12 protein-coding genes are annotated in these 15,248 nt (G+C 70.3%); 3 read left to right on the top strand and 9 right to left on the bottom strand.

Annotated features, from left to right (window positions below; genetic code table 11):
- Window positions 1-7 precede the first annotated feature (7 nt).
- The 9 genes from murG to rsmH all read right to left on the bottom strand — a co-directional run bounded on the left by murG (window position 8) and on the right by rsmH (window position 11,594).
- Window positions 8-1,102, bottom strand: coding sequence for an undecaprenyldiphospho-muramoylpentapeptide beta-N-acetylglucosaminyltransferase (gene murG, locus ACGFSB_RS14540; protein WP_393398410.1), 1,095 nt, complete (start codon window positions 1,100-1,102; stop codon window positions 8-10).
- 6 nt (window positions 1,103-1,108) lie between these two features.
- Entirely contained in the window at window positions 1,109-2,431 is a 1,323-nt protein-coding gene (gene ftsW / locus ACGFSB_RS14535; RefSeq protein WP_393398408.1) for a putative lipid II flippase FtsW, read from the bottom strand.
- Window positions 2,432-2,511: 80 nt separating this feature from the next.
- Entirely contained in the window at window positions 2,512-3,936 is a 1,425-nt protein-coding gene (murD, locus tag ACGFSB_RS14530) for a UDP-N-acetylmuramoyl-L-alanine--D-glutamate ligase (RefSeq protein ID WP_393398406.1), read from the bottom strand.
- Window positions 3,936-5,006, bottom strand: coding sequence for a phospho-N-acetylmuramoyl-pentapeptide-transferase (mraY, locus tag ACGFSB_RS14525; RefSeq protein WP_393398404.1), 1,071 nt, complete (start codon window positions 5,004-5,006; stop codon window positions 3,936-3,938). Before mraY ends, murD begins: the two co-directional genes overlap by 1 nt.
- Entirely contained in the window at window positions 5,003-6,415 is a 1,413-nt protein-coding gene (gene murF / locus ACGFSB_RS14520; protein WP_393398402.1) for a UDP-N-acetylmuramoyl-tripeptide--D-alanyl-D-alanine ligase, read from the bottom strand. The genes mraY and murF overlap by 4 nt, the downstream gene beginning before the upstream one ends.
- Window positions 6,416-6,419: 4 nt before the next feature.
- Complete coding sequence (locus tag ACGFSB_RS14515) at window positions 6,420-8,072, bottom strand: UDP-N-acetylmuramoyl-L-alanyl-D-glutamate--2,6-diaminopimelate ligase (protein ID WP_393398400.1); 1,653 nt, start codon at window positions 8,070-8,072, stop codon at window positions 6,420-6,422.
- A 21-nt stretch (window positions 8,073-8,093) separates the two neighbouring features.
- The gene (locus ACGFSB_RS14510; protein WP_393398398.1) at window positions 8,094-10,055 is read right to left on the bottom strand and encodes a peptidoglycan D,D-transpeptidase FtsI family protein; all 1,962 of its coding nucleotides are present in this window, start codon (window positions 10,053-10,055) and stop codon (window positions 8,094-8,096) included.
- Between the two features lie 5 nt (window positions 10,056-10,060).
- Window positions 10,061-10,615 carry a hypothetical protein gene (locus ACGFSB_RS14505; RefSeq protein WP_393398396.1) on the bottom strand — a complete coding sequence of 185 codons (555 nt, stop codon included), beginning with the start codon at window positions 10,613-10,615 and terminating at the stop codon, window positions 10,061-10,063.
- Between the two features lie 22 nt (window positions 10,616-10,637).
- Window positions 10,638-11,594 carry a 16S rRNA (cytosine(1402)-N(4))-methyltransferase RsmH gene (gene rsmH, locus ACGFSB_RS14500; RefSeq protein WP_393398394.1) on the bottom strand — a complete coding sequence of 319 codons (957 nt, stop codon included), beginning with the start codon at window positions 11,592-11,594 and terminating at the stop codon, window positions 10,638-10,640.
- 356 nt (window positions 11,595-11,950) lie between these two features.
- Here rsmH and ACGFSB_RS14495 point away from each other — a divergent pair, with 356 nt between their 5' ends.
- The 3 genes from ACGFSB_RS14495 (at window position 11,951) to ACGFSB_RS14485 (ending at window position 15,195) form a co-directional block, all read left to right on the top strand.
- Window positions 11,951-12,583 carry a beta-class carbonic anhydrase gene (locus ACGFSB_RS14495; RefSeq protein WP_393398392.1) on the top strand — a complete coding sequence of 211 codons (633 nt, stop codon included), beginning with the start codon at window positions 11,951-11,953 and terminating at the stop codon, window positions 12,581-12,583.
- Window positions 12,584-12,808: 225 nt separating this feature from the next.
- On the top strand, window positions 12,809-13,828 hold the full coding sequence (locus ACGFSB_RS14490) for an AAA family ATPase (protein ID WP_393398390.1): 1,020 nt from the start codon (window positions 12,809-12,811) through the stop codon (window positions 13,826-13,828).
- Entirely contained in the window at window positions 13,828-15,195 is a 1,368-nt protein-coding gene (locus ACGFSB_RS14485) for a DUF58 domain-containing protein (RefSeq protein WP_393398388.1), read from the top strand. Before ACGFSB_RS14490 ends, ACGFSB_RS14485 begins: the two co-directional genes overlap by 1 nt.
- The last annotated feature ends 53 nt before the right edge of the window (window positions 15,196-15,248 follow it).

Genomic DNA, 15,248 nt, shown 5'->3' with positions numbered 1-15,248 from the left:
TGCCTGCTCAGCCGTTACGTCGTGACGCGATCGCCTCGTACACCATGCCGACGAGGAGGTCGTCGGCATCCCTGCGGCCGAACTCCGATGCCGCGCGGGACATCTCGTAGAGCCGGTGCGGGTCGGCGAGCACCGGGAGCACATTGCCCTGAACCCACTCGGGCGTCAGTTCGGCATCGTCCACGAGGAGTCCACCGCCGGCCTTGACCACCGGCTGGGCGTTCAGCCGCTGTTCGCCGTTGCCGATGGGCAACGGGACGTAGGCGGCGGGGAGCCCGACGGCGGAGAGTTCGGCGACGGTCATCGCGCCCGCGCGGCAGAGCATCATGTCGGCCGCGGCGTACGCGAGGTCCATCCGGTCCACGTACGGTACCGGGATGTAGGGCGGCATACCGGGCATGTTCTCGACGTACGGCATTTCGTTCTTCGGGCCGACGGCGTGCAGGATCTGGATCCCGGCGCGCTGCAGGATCGGAGCGACCTGCTGGACGACCTCGTTGAGCCGCCGTGCGCCCTGCGAGCCGCCCGAGACCAGGAGCGTCGGCAGGTTCGGGTCGAGGCCGAAGGCGGCGCGCGCCTCCGGGCGGACCCGGGCCCGGTCGAGCGTGGCGATGGTGTGGCGCAGCGGGATGCCGATGTAGCGGGAGTTGCGCAGCTTGCTGTCGGGCGTGGCGACGGCCACCCCGTGGGCGTACCGCGAACCGATCTTGTTGGCGAGGCCAGGACGCGCGTTGGCCTCGTGCACGACGATCGGCGTCCCGGTCCGCTTGGCCGCCAGGTACCCCGGCAGCGCGACATAGCCGCCGAAGCCGACCACGCAGTCCGCCTTCGTACGCTCCAGGATCTGCTCGGCCGCCTTGATCGTGCCGCGCAGCCGTCCCGGGACGGTGATCAGCTCAGGGGTGGGCTTGCGCGGCAGCGGTACGGCAGGGATCAGCGCGAGTTCGTAGCCCCGCTCGGGTACGAGTCGGGTCTCGAGTCCACGCTCCGTGCCCAGGGCCGTGATGCCCACGGTCGGGTCCTGCCTCCGCAGGGCGTCCGCGAGGGCGAGCGCGGGCTCGATGTGACCGGCGGTCCCCCCACCGGCGAGTACGACATGCACCGAAATTCACCGCTCTCCGGACGAACGCGCCTTGACGCGCCGTCTCATCGTGTTCCATCTCACCCGAGGTTGCCTCATGGCCAGGGCCGCCTTTGCCGCCGGGTCCTGTCGCGCGAAGGCGATGAGGAGTCCGATGGCGAACATGGTCGGCAGCAGGGCTGAGCCCCCGTAGGAGAACAGCGGGAGGGGGACTCCGGCGATCGGCAGCAGACCGAGCACCGCACCGACGTTGATCACGGCTTGCGCCGTGATCCAGGTGGTCACGCCTCCCGCGGCATACCTTACGAAGGGGTCCTCCGTGCGTCCGGCCACGCGGATACCCGCATAGCCTAGAGCCGCGAACAGAGCGAGCACCGACAGTGTCCCTGCCAGGCCGAGTTCCTCCCCCGTGATGGCGAAGATGAAGTCGGTGTGGGGTTCCGGCAGTTGACCCCATTTTTCCACACTCGCGCCGAGCCCGGAACCGAAGAATCCGCCGGAGGCGAGGGCGTAGATCCCGTGCACGGCCTGCCAGCACTGGTCGCCGGGCCCCGGATCGGTCGCCCCGATACAGGCCAGTCTCGCCATGCGGTTGGGGCTGGTCTTGATGAGGATCACACCGAGCAGGGCCGCGACCGAGAGCACCCCGGCGAAGAGCCGCGTGGGCGCCCCCGCGAGCCAGAGCAGGCCGAAAAGGATCGCCGTGAGGATGATCGCCGTGCCCATGTCGCCGCCCAGCATGATCAGCCCGAGCAGCATGAAGGCGACCGGGACGAGCGGCACCAGCATGTGTTTCCACTGGGTCAGCAAGCGCTTGTCCTGTTTGCGGGCGAGCAGGTCCGCTCCCCACAGGACGAGCGCGAGTTTGCCGAACTCACTGGGCTGGAGCTGGAAAGGGCCGCCCAGATAGATCCAGTTCTGGTTGCCGTTGACGCTGCGCCCTATCCCCGGGATCTGCACGAGCACCATCAGGAAGACGGTCACCGCGAGCATCGGGTACGCGAGCGCCCGGTGCAGCTTGACGGGCATCCGCATGGCGATGAGCAGCAGGATCGAGCCGAGTACGGCCGCGACGAACTGCTTGCGGAAGAAGTACGCGGCGGGCAGGTCGAGCTGCAGCGCCTGGATCATCGACGCGGAGTAGACCATCACCAGGCCGAGCACGGTGATCAGGAGGCTGCTGCCGAAGATGAGGTAGTACGCGGTCAGCGGCCGGTCCCAGGCGCGCTTGAGGCGGGTGTAGAACCGCCGTACACCGCTCTCCCGCGGCCGGCGTGGTGTGCCCGCGGAACGGACCGGCGCGGGCCGCTTGGCCGTCCGGGTGGGCGCGCGCCCGCTACTCCCGGCCATCGAGACCCCCGCCCAGCCACGACGACGCTGCCACGTGCCCTCCTAAGGGTGCCGGGCGCCCCCGGACCACAGGGTCCGTGTCAGGCGCTCGCGCCGAGTTCGCGGACCGCGTCCGCGAACGCGTCACCACGCTTGTTGTAGTTGGTGAACATGTCCATCGACGCACAGGCCGGGGCCATCAGTACGGTGTCCCCCGGCTCGGCGAGCCGTGCCGCCTGCCGTACCGCCTCGGACATCGCACCAGTGTCGGTCCGGTCGAGGTCGACGACCGGGACCTCGGGCGCGTGTCGCGCCAGGGCTTCGCGGATCAGCGCGCGGTCGGCGCCGATCAGGACGACACCCCGGAGGCGCTTCGCCGACTTGGTGACGAGCTCGTCGAAGGTGGCGCCCTTGGCGAGCCCGCCCGCGATCCAGACGATCGATTCGTACGCCGCCAACGAAGCTTCCGCGGCGTGGGTGTTGGTGGCCTTGGAGTCGTCGACGTACGCCACTTCGGCGACGTCGGCGACGTGCTCGATGCGGTGGGCGTCCGGACGGAAGGCGCGCAGGCCGTCGCGTACCGCCGTCGCGGGCACTCCGTAGGCGCGCGCGAGAGCGGCCGCGGCCAGGGCGTTGGCGATGTTGTGCGGCGCGGGCGGCTGTACGTCGGAGACCTCGGCGAGCTCCTGCGCCTGCTTCTGACGGTCCGGCACGAAGGCACGGTCGACCAGGATGCCGTCCACGACGCCCAGTTGCGAGGGCGCGGGCGCGTTCAGCGTGAAACCGATGGCGCGGCAGCCCTCTTCGACGTCGGCGCCGCGGACCAGGTCCTCGGTCGACGGCTTGTCGGTGGCATCGACGTTGTAGACACAGGCGACCTGATTGCCCTCGTAGATGCGGCCCTTGTCGGCGGCGTACGCCTCCATGGAGCCGTGCCAGTCCAGGTGGTCGGGCGCGAGGTTCAGGACGGTCGCGGAGTGGGCGCGCAGCGAGGGCGCCCAGTGCAGCTGATAGCTGGAGAGTTCGACGGCGAGTACATCGAGATCACCGTACGTCTCGTCGCCGGTGACCACGTCGAGGAGCGAGACCCCGATGTTGCCGACAGCGGCGGTGCGCAGACCGGCCGCCTCCAGGATCGAGGCGAGCATCCGTACGGTCGTGGTCTTGCCGTTCGTGCCGGTGACCGCGAGCCACGGGGGCGCGTCGGGACCGCGTAGCCGCCAGGCCAGCTCGACATCGCCCCACACCTCGACGCCTGCCGCGGCGGCCGCCGCGAAGAGCGGCTTGTCCGGCGGCCAGCCGGGGGTGGTGACGACGAGTTCGGTGCCTTCGGGCAGGGTCGCGCCGTCACCGAGGCGGACGGTGACGCCGAGCGCCTCCAGGTCCGCGGCCTGCGTACGGGAGCGCTCGTCGTCGCCGTCGTTCACGACCGTGACGACCGCGCCGAGGCCGTGCAGCACGCGGGCCGCCGGGATCCCGGAGACGCCGAGACCGGCGACGGTGACGTTCTTGCCTGCCCAAGTCATTACTTCTTGGCTGCCCATCCTGCGTAGAAGAGGCCGAGTCCGACGATCACGCACATGCCCTGGATGATCCAGAAGCGGACCACCACAAGGACTTCGGACCACCCCTGGAGTTCGAAGTGGTGCTGCAATGGCGCCATCTTGAAGACCCGCTTGCCGGTCATCTTGAAGGAGCCGACCTGGATCACGACGGACATGGTGATCAGGACGAACAGGCCGCCGAGGAGCGCGATGAGGAGCTCCGTGCGGGAGCAGATCGCGAGTCCTGCGAGCGCGCCGCCGAGGGCCAACGAGCCGGTGTCACCCATGAAGATCTTGGCGGGCGAGGTGTTCCACCACAGGAAGCCGAAGCAGGCGCCCATCAGCGCGGAGGCCACCACGGCGAGGTCGAGTGGGTCTCTGACCTCGAAGCACGCCTGTGGGTTGGTGAGTGTGACGGCGTTGGCGCAGGACTCCTGGTACTGCCAGACACCGATGAAGGTGTACGCGCCGAAGACCATCACGGAGGCGCCGGTGGCGAGGCCGTCGAGGCCGTCGGTGAGGTTCACGCCGTTCGACATCGCGAGGATCATGAACAGCGCCCAGACCACGAAGAGCACCGGGCCGATCGACCAGCCGAAGTCCGTGACGAACGACAGCTTGGTGGAGGCCGGGGTCTGGTTGCGGCTGTCCGGCCAGTTCAGCGCGAGCACGGCGAAGCCGATGCCCACGATCAGCTGTCCGGCCATCTTCGCCTTGGCCCGCAGGCCGAGCGAGCGCTGCTTGACGATCTTGATGTAGTCGTCGAGGAAGCCGACGAGGCCCATGCCCGCCATCAGGAAGAGCACCAGGAGACCGGAGAGCGTGGTCTCCGTGCCGGTGATGACCTTCGTAAGGAAGTACGCGATGAGCGTGGCCAGGATGAAGGCGATACCACCCATGGTCGGCGTACCGCGCTTGCTGTGGTGCTCGCGCGGGCCGTCGTCCCGGATGAACTGGCCATAGCCCTTGCGGGCCAGGAACTTGATAAGGAGCGGGGTTCCGACCAGGGTCAGGAAGAGCCCGATCACACCCGCGAAGAGGATCTGCCTCATCGGCCGGCGACCTGCCCCTCGGTTGACGCGGAGTCATCGAGCAGCGCCGTGGCGACCCGCTCGAGACCGACCGATCTGGAAGCCTTCACCAGCACGACGTCTCCCGGGCGCAGCTCGCTGCGCAGCAGGTCGATCGCCGCCTGTGCGTCGGACACGTGCACCGACTCCTCACCCCACGAACCCTCGTTGTATGCGCCCAGTTGGAGCCAGGACGCTTCCCTGCCCCCGACTGCCACGAGCTTGCTCACGTTCAGCCGGACAGCGAGCCGTCCGACCGCGTCGTGTTCGACGAGCCCCTCGTCACCGAGCTCGGCCATATGACCGAGCACCGCCCACGTACGACGTCCCTTGGCCATGGACGCGAGCGCGCGCAGGGCGGCTCGCATGGACTCGGGGTTCGCGTTGTAGGCGTCGTTGACGACCGTCACGCCGTCCGGGCGCTCGGTGACCTCCATCCGCCAGCGGGACAGCGTGCCCGCTTCGGAGAGCGCGCGGGCGATCTCGTCTGCGGACATGCCCAGCTCATGGGCGACGGCGGCCGCGGCAAGCGCGTTCGACACGTGGTGCTCACCGTACAGCCGCAGGTTCACGTCACCGCACCCGGAGGGTGTGTGCAGCGTAAAGGCAGGCTGTCCGTTCTCCGTGAGCCGGACATTTTCGGCGCGGACGTCGGCGTCGGCGGCCTCTCCGAAGAGCAGGACGCGCGCCTTCGTGCGCGAAGCCATGGCGCGGACGAGCGGGTCGTCGGCGTTGAGGACGGCGGTGCCGTCGGCGGGGAGGCTCTCGACGAGTTCACCCTTCGCCTCTGCGATCTGCTCGCGTCCGCCGAACTCGCCGATGTGGGCGGTGCCGACGTTGAGTACGAGGCCGATCTTCGGCGGGGTGAGTCCTGCGAGGTAGCGGATGTGGCCGATTCCGCGCGCGCCCATCTCCAGGACGAGGAACTTCGTCTCGTCGGTGGCGCTGAGGGCGGTGAGCGGCAGGCCGATCTCGTTGTTGAGCGAGCCCGGCGTCCAGACGGTGGGTGCCTTGCTCCGCAGGACCTGGGCGAGCAGGTCCTTGGAGCTGGTCTTGCCGACGGATCCGGTGAGCGCCACGAGGGTCGCGCCGAGCCGCTCCACGACGTGCCGCGCAAGGGCGCCGAGCGCCGCCTGCACGTCGTCGACAACGATGGCGGGTACGCCGACAGGGCGCGAGGCGAGGATCGCGGCGGCGCCCGCTTCGACCACCGCGGAGGCGTAGTCGTGGCCGTCGACGCGTTCGCCGACGAAGGCCACGAAGAGGCTGCCGGGCTCCACTTCACGGGAGTCCCTGACGACCGGTCCCGTGACCTGGACGGACGGATCCGGTATGTCGTAGGTCTGCCCGCCGACGACAGTGGCGATCTCGGCGAGGGAGAGGGCGATCACAGATTCATCCCTGGGTTTGCTCGATGGCTTCGCGAAGTACCTGGCGGTCGTCGAAGGGACGTACCACCCCGGCGATGTCCTGTCCCTGCTCGTGTCCCTTGCCCGCGACGAGCACCGTGTCGCCCGGTTCGGCGCGCGCGACGGCCGCGCGGATAGCCGCGGCGCGGTCCTCGAAGACGGCGACCTCGCCGCGCTCGTGGGACGGCACGTCGGCCGCGCCGGCGAGCATCGTGGCGAGGATCGCGAGGGGGTCCTCGCCACGGGGGTTGTCGGAGGTGAGTACGGCGGTGTCGGAGAGCCTGGCCGCGGCGGCGCCCATCGGCATCCGCTTGGTCTTGTCCCGGTCGCCGCCGCAGCCGAGCACGATGTGCAGCTTGTTCTCGGTGACCTTGCGCAGGGCGCGCAGGACCGATTCGACGGCGTCCGTCTTGTGGGCGTAGTCGACGACCGCGAGGTAGGGCTGGCCCGCGTCGATGCGCTCCAGGCGGCCCGGCACTCCGGGCACCGCTCCGACGCCGTCCGCGGCCTGCTGCGGGTCGATCCCGGCGACGGCGAGCGAGACGATCGCGGAGAGCGTGTTGGCGACGTTGAAAGGACCGGCGAGGGGGGACTTCGCGGTGATCCGCTCCCCCTTGGGGCCGACCGCGACGAACGTGGAGTCGAACGGCGTGACCTCGACGTCCTCGGCGCGCCAGTCGGCGTCGGGGTGGCCCTCGGCGGAGAAGGTGGTGACGGGGACCTCTGACTCGGTGATGAGCCTGCGCCCGTACTCGTCGTCGAAGTTGACCACTCCGAGCCGGGAGCGCAGCTTGGTGAACAGCTGCGCCTTGGCCTGGAAGTAGTCCTCCATGCCGGAGTGGAACTCCATGTGCTCCGGGCTGAGGTTGTTGAAGACGGCGACGTCGAAGACGCAGCCGTCCACCCGGCCGAGCACGAGCGCATGGCTGGAGACCTCCATGGCGACGGCCTCGACGCCGCGCTCGCGCATCACCGCGAACAGCGCCTGGAGGTCGGTCGCTTCAGGGGTCGTACGCTCCGACTTGATCCGCTCGTCGCCGATGCGCATCTCGACCGTGCCGATGAGGCCGGTCGACCGGATGCCCTTGAGGCCGCCCTCGACGAGATACGCCGTGGTGGTCTTGCCGGAGGTCCCGGTGATGCCGATCTGGAGCAGATCGCGCCCCGGGTGGCCGTACACCGTGGCCGCGAGCTCGCCCATGGAGCCGCGCGGGTTGTCGACGACCAGGACCGGCAGGCCGGTGACGGCCGCGCGTTCGGCGCCCGTCGGGTCGGTGAGGATCGCGGCGGCGCCGAGGTCGGCGGCCTGCGCGACGAAGTCGGCGCCGTGCAGCCGGGCGCCGGGCAGGGCGGCGTAGATGTCACCTGGGCGGACCGCGCGGGAGTCGTGCGTGATGCCGCTGACCTCCCCCGTGCCCGGGGCGGCGACGCCCAGCTGATCGGCGATCCTGGCGAGCGGGGTCGCGGAGACCTGGACCGGCCGTGGCGGTCCCGGATATGTCACGGGAACGCCCTTCTGGGTGGTTTGGGACTGATCAGCGTGTGGCACGGCGGTGAGCGTACCGGGCGCACCCGGCTCAGGGCGAAGCGGGCGGTGTGGCGGGGGCCGGTTCCCCGGCTTCGGGGTGATCGTTGTCACGGGTTTGTCCTGGTAGGGGGCTCAGGGTTCGAAGGTGACGGGGAGCCTGGCCGCGCCCTTGCCGGTGGGCGGGACCTGGAGCGTCTTGAGGGCGAACTGCATGACTTCCTTGTAGATGGGGCCGCAGATCTGGCCGCCGAAGTAGCTGCCCTTGGTGGCGTTCTGGATCGCGCAGTAGACGGTGACGCGCGGCTTGTCGGCGGGTGCGAAACCGGCGAACGACGAGGTGTAGCCCTTGTACTTGCCGGTCTGCGGGTCGACCCGGTTGGCCGTACCCGTCTTGCCCGCGATCCGGTAGCCGGGGATGCGGGCCTTGGCGCCCGTGCCCTCTTCGTCGTCGACGACGGACTCGAGCATGTGCGACACCGTCTTGGCGGTCTTCTCGCTCACGACACGGGTCTTCTTGGGCTTCTTCGCGGGCGTGAAGCGGCCGTCGGGACCCTTCGTGCCACGCACCAGCGAGGGCTCGATCCGTACGCCGTCGTTGGCGATGGTCGAGTAGACGGAGGCCGCCTGCATCGCGTTGATCGAGAAGCCCTGGCCGAACGGGACCGTGAACTGCTGCGAGGTGGACCACTTGTCGGCCGGCGCGAGGATGCCGGACGTCTCGCCGGGGAAGCCGAGCCCGGTCTCCCTGCCGATACCGAACTTCCGCAGGTACGAGTAGAGCGACCTGTTGGCCTCCCGCTGGGTCTTGCCCAGCTCGCCGGTGGCCAGGATCGTGCCGATGTTGCTGGACTTGGCGAGCACGCCGTTGAGCGTGAGGTGCCAGGTCGGGTGGTCGATGTCGTCCTGGAAGAGCCGGTCGCCGCGGTGCAGCCGGTTGGGGACCGTCACATGGGTGCCCGGCGTGGCCGCCTTCTCCTCCAGGACGGCGGCCATGGACATGATCTTGGCGGTCGAGCCGGGCTCGAAGGCGTCCTGGAGCCCCGCGTTGCCCATCGCCGTGCCGTCGGCCTGCGAGAGGTCGTTCGGGTCGAAGCCCGGGGAGTTGGCCATCGCGAGGATCTCGCCGGTCTTGTTGTCCTGCACTATCACGTAGCCGCGGTCCGCCTTGGACTTCTCCACCTGCTTGGTGATGGCGTTCTGCGCGGCCCACTGGATGTCGCGGTCGATGGTGAGCTCGACGTCCGAGCCCGGCACTGCGGGCGTCTCCGTGCTGCCGGCGGTCGGCACCTGGTGGCCGCCGGACTGGGCGTACCTGATCTTGCCGTCCTTGCCCGCGAGGTCCTTGTCGAGCTGCTGCTCAAGACCGCCCGCGCCCTTGCCCTCGGCGTTGACCCAGCCCAGTATCCCGGCGCCCAGGGTGTCGTTCGGGTACACGCGTTTGCTGCTGGGGTCCTGGAAGACGCCCGCGAGGACGTTGGCGCTCTTCGTGTCGGTGCGCGCCTTGTCGTCGAGCGCGCCGCGCAGGTCCTTGATCTGCTTCCAGACCTGCGGGGTCTGCCTGCGGGCGAGCAGGACGTAGCGCGTCTTGGGGGTCTTGAGCTGCTTGGTGAGCCGGTCGACGTCCTTGTCGAGGATCGGGGCGAGGAGCGCGGCGGCCTGTTCGGGCCCGTCCTTGATGCCCATCTCCTTCGCGGTGAACATCGTGGGGTCGGCCGTGATGTCGTACGCGTCCACGCTGGCGGCGAGTTCGACGCCGCTGCGATCGGTGATGCCGCCGCGCTCGGCGGCCAGGGTGTGGCTGAAGTAGCGGTTCTTCTCGGCCTTGGTGGTGTACACGCTCGCGTCGACCGCCTGCACCTGGAGGAGGCGTACGACAAAGGCCAGCATCACCAGGGTCAGGCCGAGGCTCACCATGCGGAGCCGGGGCCGCGGGCTGCCGAGCCGGATGGTGCGGGCCTTGGGGGCCGCGGGGCGCGGGCGGCGGGCGGCGGGGCGGGCCGCCTGTCCCGGGCGGCGCTGCTGACCGGGGCGGGCGGGGCGCGAGGGCCGCGCTGGGCCCGGGACCCTGCGTCGCGGGGGTTGGCGGTCCGTCACTTACGTCACCTGCCGGAGGTCGTGGGGCCGGGCTTCGCGGAGGGGGTGGGCGTGGCGTCCGAGGGAGTGGCGGAGAGGGCCGGTGATGCCTGGGGCGGCGAGGGCGACGGCGTGGGCGGTGCCGGGACCGAGATCGACGGCGCCGGGGATGCCACCTCCTGCGGGCGTGGCTCGGACTGCCCGAGGGCGGAGGACTGAGAGGCGGCGCCGGGAACGCCGCGTACGGTGCCGTCCGGGTTCAGGAAGGCCGGGTCGCCGCCGGGCACCATGCCGAGCTCGCGGGCACGGCGCTGGAGGGCGTCAGGGGCCGCGTAGGCGTCCACGTCCCGCTGGAGCTCCTGCTCCTGGTCGGTGAGCTCCGTCGTCCCCTTCTTGAGCTCGCTCAGCTGGAACGAGCCTTCGTTGAGCGAGGAGTTCAGGATGAGGAGCGTGATCAGGCCGCCGCCGAGCAGCAGCACGACGAGCAGCACGAAGGGCGTGCGCGCGGCCTGGCTCGGGCCCGAGGGCAGCAGCCGCGCGAGCCGGGCGGCCCGCCCGCGCAGCTCGGGCTTCTTGCTCATGGGGCCTCCGCACGGACGCCGGTCATGGGGTCTCCTCGCGGATGCGCTGCGCACCCCGCAGCCGTGCCGGGGCCGCCCGGCGGTTCTCGGCGACCTCTTCCTCGGTGGGGAGTTCCGCGCCGCGCGTGAGCAGCTTGAGCCGGGGCTGGTATCGCTCGGGGACGACGGGCAGGCCGGGCGGCGCTGTCGTCGCGGCACCGGCCGCGAGCACCTGCTTGACCAGGCGGTCCTCGAGCGAGTGGTACGAAAGGACGGCGATGCGGCCGCCGACGGCGAGCGTCTTCACGGCCGCCGGAATGGCCGCCTCCAGAACGCTCAGCTCGCCGTTGACCTCGATGCGCAGGGCCTGGAAGGTGCGCTTGGCGGGGTTACCGCCGGTGCGCTTGGCGGCCTGCGGCAGGGAGTCGCGGATCAGCTCGACGAGCCGCGCGCTGTTGCTGAACGGCTCCTTGTCGCGCTCGCGCACGACGGCGCTCACGATCCGCTTGGCCTGCTTCTCCTCGCCGTACTGGCGCAGGATCCGCACCAGTTCACCAGGTGCGTACGTGTTGAGGACCTCGGCGGCGCTCATGCCGGTCGTCTGGTCCATGCGCATGTCCAGGGGCGCGTCCTGCGCGTAGGCGAACCCGCGGTCCGCCTCGTCGAGTTGCATGGAGGAGACGCCGAGGTCGAAGAGGACGCCCTGGACCTTCGCGATGCCGAGCCGGTCGAGCACGTCGGGGATTTCGTCGTAGACCGCGTGCACGAGCTCGGCCCGGTCTCCGAAGGGGGCGAGCCGCTCTCCGGAGAGGCGCAGCGCCTCCTTGTCGCGGTCGAGGCCGATGAGGCGGGCCGACGGGAAGGTGGAGAGCAGTGCCTCGCTGTGGCCGCCGAGCCCGAGGGTGCAGTCGACGACGACCGCTCCGGGCTCCGCGAGCGCGGGGGCCAACAGGTCCAGGCACCGCTGGAGCATCACCGGGACATGTCGGGTCTGGCTCAAAGGGCCCTCTCAGGTCCGGCGCGGCGTCCGTACGCACTGCCGGGTCCCCGCCCGCTCGAGAAGGGGAATGGCCTGCTGGCGCCGGGGAAGTGGCGTCAGCCGACCGGGAGCGGGAGGAGGCCGAGCCGTACGTACGCGCCGCGCACGTGGGGGGATTGCAGGAATCCCCGGGTGAACAGTCCAGCGGGGAGCAGGTCACGGCTCCCACTTCGCGTCACTTTAGTCCACGGTGTCGCCCGGTCAATCAACTGGCCTGCGCGTCGCGGACAGGTCCTTCGCACGGCCGCGAATCCGGCTCCGTCACCCATTCGGAGGCACCGGCCGCACTCCTGTGGGTTACCTCACAACAAGACTCATTGACGTTCTTTGTCCCTTCTCACAGCGGGCCCGAGCGATCGGTGACGACTACCGTCATAGTCATGTCGACTTCCGCATCCCCTACGGGCCGTACCTCCGACGTCCCCGCAGAGCCGATCGGTGACATAGCCACCGGCGGCACCGTCACAGACCGCCTCGTCGAGGCGAACCACCAGTACGCGACGGGCTTCGCCGATCCCGGCATGGACGCCCGCCCGGTCCTGCGCGTCGCCGTCGTCGCCTGCATGGACGCCCGGCTCGACCTCCACGACGCGCTCGGCCTCGAGCTCGGTGACTGCCACACCATCCGCAACGCGGGCGGCGTGGTCACCGATGACGTCATCCGCTCCCTGACCATCAGCCAGCGCGCCCTGGGCACCAGCAGCGTCGTGCTCATCCACCACACCAGCTGCGGCCTGGAGAGCCTCACCGAGGAGTTCCGGCACGAGCTCGAACTCGAGGTCGGCCAGCGGCCCGCCTGGGCGGTGGAGGCCTTCCGCGATGTCGACCAGGACGTACGGCAGTCGATGCAGCGCGTGCGGACCTCGCCGTTCCTGCTCCACACCGGCGATGTGCGGGGATTCGTCTTCGATGTGACTACGGGTCTGCTGCGGGAGATCGACCCTGCGTGACCGGCCCCGGGCCGGAGGTTTCCGCATCGACTCGACGGTCAAAAGGCCGTAAGACCTGACATATCGCCGCCAGTTGTCCGCAGGCGAGTGACACAACCCGGTAAGCCCAACAAGAATGCGGGTGGGGCATCACGCTGAACCATTCACGCGTGGTGTCCGTGATTCGGGGTGGGCCGGGACGCGTACAGGCGTGCCGGCCCGGAGAACGTGTCCGAGGAGGGCCGGGTGACGACCTATGACGATCGAGCGAGCCTCACAGATCTGACCACCACAGCGGAGCGTGTCCGCAGGTCGGTCGAGGGTGTGATCGAGGGCAAGCCAGAGGTCGTACGGCTTTCGCTGACCGTGCTCCTCGCCGAGGGGCATTTGCTGATCGAAGATGTGCCGGGCGTGGGCAAGACCATGCTCGCCAAGGCGCTCGCGCGGTCCATCGACTGCTCGGTGCGGCGCATCCAGTTCACGCCTGACCTACTGCCGTCGGACATCACCGGTGTGTCCATTTTCGACCAGCAGCGCCGGGACTTCGAGTTCAAGCCCGGCGCGATCTTCGCGCAGATCGTGATCGGCGACGAGATCAACCGCGCGTCTCCGAAGACGCAGTCCGCGCTCCTGGAGTCCATGGAGGAGCGCCAGGTCACCATCGACGGGCAGACCTATGAACTGCCGAGCCCCTTCATGGTGGTGGCGACGCAGAACCCCGTCGAGATGGAGGGGACCTACCCCTTGCCCGAGGCGCAGCGCGACCGCTTCATGGCGCGCGTCTCGATCGGCTATCCGAGCGCGGAGGCCGAGCTGGAGATGCTGGACATCCACGGCGGTGTCTCGCCGCTCGACGACCTCCAGCCGGTGGCGCACGCGCACGACATCGTGAAGCTCATCGACGCGGTCCGCACGGTCCACGTCGCCGACGCCGTCCGGCGGTACGCGGTGGAGCTCGTCGGGGCGACCCGCAACCACCCGGACCTGAGACTCGGTGCCTCACCGCGTGCGACGCTGCATCTGCTGCGGGCGGCCAAGGCATCCGCGGCGCTCAGCGGCCGTGATTTCGCCCTGCCGGACGATGTGCAGGCGCTGGCCACGGCGGTGCTCGCGCACCGCCTGCTGCCCACCGCACAGGCCCAGTTGAACCGGCGTACGGCCGAATCGGTCGTCCAGGAGATCCTCCAGCGGACGCCCGTCCCGGCCGCCACCCAGCCGAACAGCGGCTTCTTCGGCCAGCAGCCGCCCGGCGCGCGGAGGCTGTGATGGCGGCCGGGGGGCCGCAGCCCGCACAGCCCGAGGAGGGCAAGGGCAGCATTCGGACGGCGCTCGCGGGGCTGACCACGCGCGGGCGCTCGTTCCTCGCGGCCGGGATCGCCGCCGCCGTCTGCGCGTACGTCCTGGGGCAGAGTGATCTGCTCCGGGTCGGGCTGCTGCTCGCCGTGCTTCCGCTGGTGTGCGCGACGGTGCTCTATCGCACGCGCTACCGCGTCGCGGGCAGCCGCAGGCTCTCCCCCGCGCGCGTGCCCGCCAGTTCGGAGGCCCGTGTCCATCTGCGGATGGACAACGTCTCGCGGCTGCCCACGGGGCTCCTGATGCTCCAGGACCGGGTGCCCTACGTCCTGGGGCCACGGCCCCGGTTCGTGCTCGACCGGGTGGAGGCCGGGGGCCGCCGGGAGGTGTCCTACCGGGTCCGCTCGGACCTGCGGGGACGCTATCCGCTGGGTCCCCTGCAACTGCGCCTGACGGACCCCTTCGGGATGTGCGAACTGACCCGCTCCTTCTCGACGCACGACACCCTGACGGTCATCCCGCGCGTGGAGGCACTGCCCGCGGTGCGGCTCACCGGCGAGGCCAAGGGATACGGCGACGGGCGGCATCGCTCGCTGGCCCTCGCGGGCGAGGACGACGTGATCCCGCGCGGCTACCGCCACGGCGACGACCTGCGCCGCGTCCACTGGCGCTCCACGGCTCGCTACGGAGAGCTGATGGTGCGCCGCGAGGAGCAGCCGCAGCGGGCCCGCTGCACGGTGCTGCTCGACACCCGGGCGCACGCCTTCCGGGGCGCGGGACCCGACTCGGCCTTCGAGTGGGCAGTGTCGGGCACGGCGTCCGCCCTGGTACACATGCTGGAACGGGGCTTCTCCGTAAGGCTGTTGACCGACACCGGCAACTCCGTGCCCGGCGAGGGCTCGGACGGCTTCGCGGGTGCGAGCCAGGAGTCGGCGGACGCGGCGGGGCTGATGATGGACACGCTCGCGGTGATCGACCACTCGGACGGCGGGGGGCTCTCGCCCGCGTACGAGGTCCTGCGCGGCGGCAACGAAGGCCTGCTGATCGCCTTCCTCGGCGACCTGGACGAGGAGCAGGCCACGGTGGCCGCCAAGATGCGCCAGCGCAGCGGAGCCGCCGTCGCCTTCGTCCTGGACAGCACGGCCTGGGCGCAGGGCCCTGGCGGCCCCCCCACGGGCTCCGGGGACGAGCGCATCCAGATGTTGCGCGAGGCGGGCTGGACGGCCGTGGCGGTGCCTCCAGGGGTCGCCCTGGTGGACCTGTGGCGCCAGGCGGACCACCTGCGGGCGAGCACGGGCCCCGCTCCGGTGGCGGGGACGACGACGGGGGGCTGGGGATGAGCGGTGGCCCGTCCGGCAGGACCACATGCGGCCCGCCCCGCAGGACCACAGGC

Source organism: Streptomyces sp. NPDC048441 (assembly GCF_043200235.1).
Classification (GTDB): Bacteria; Actinomycetota; Actinomycetes; order Streptomycetales; family Streptomycetaceae; genus Streptomyces.
This window is presented reverse-complemented; position numbering and strand designations above follow the sequence as displayed.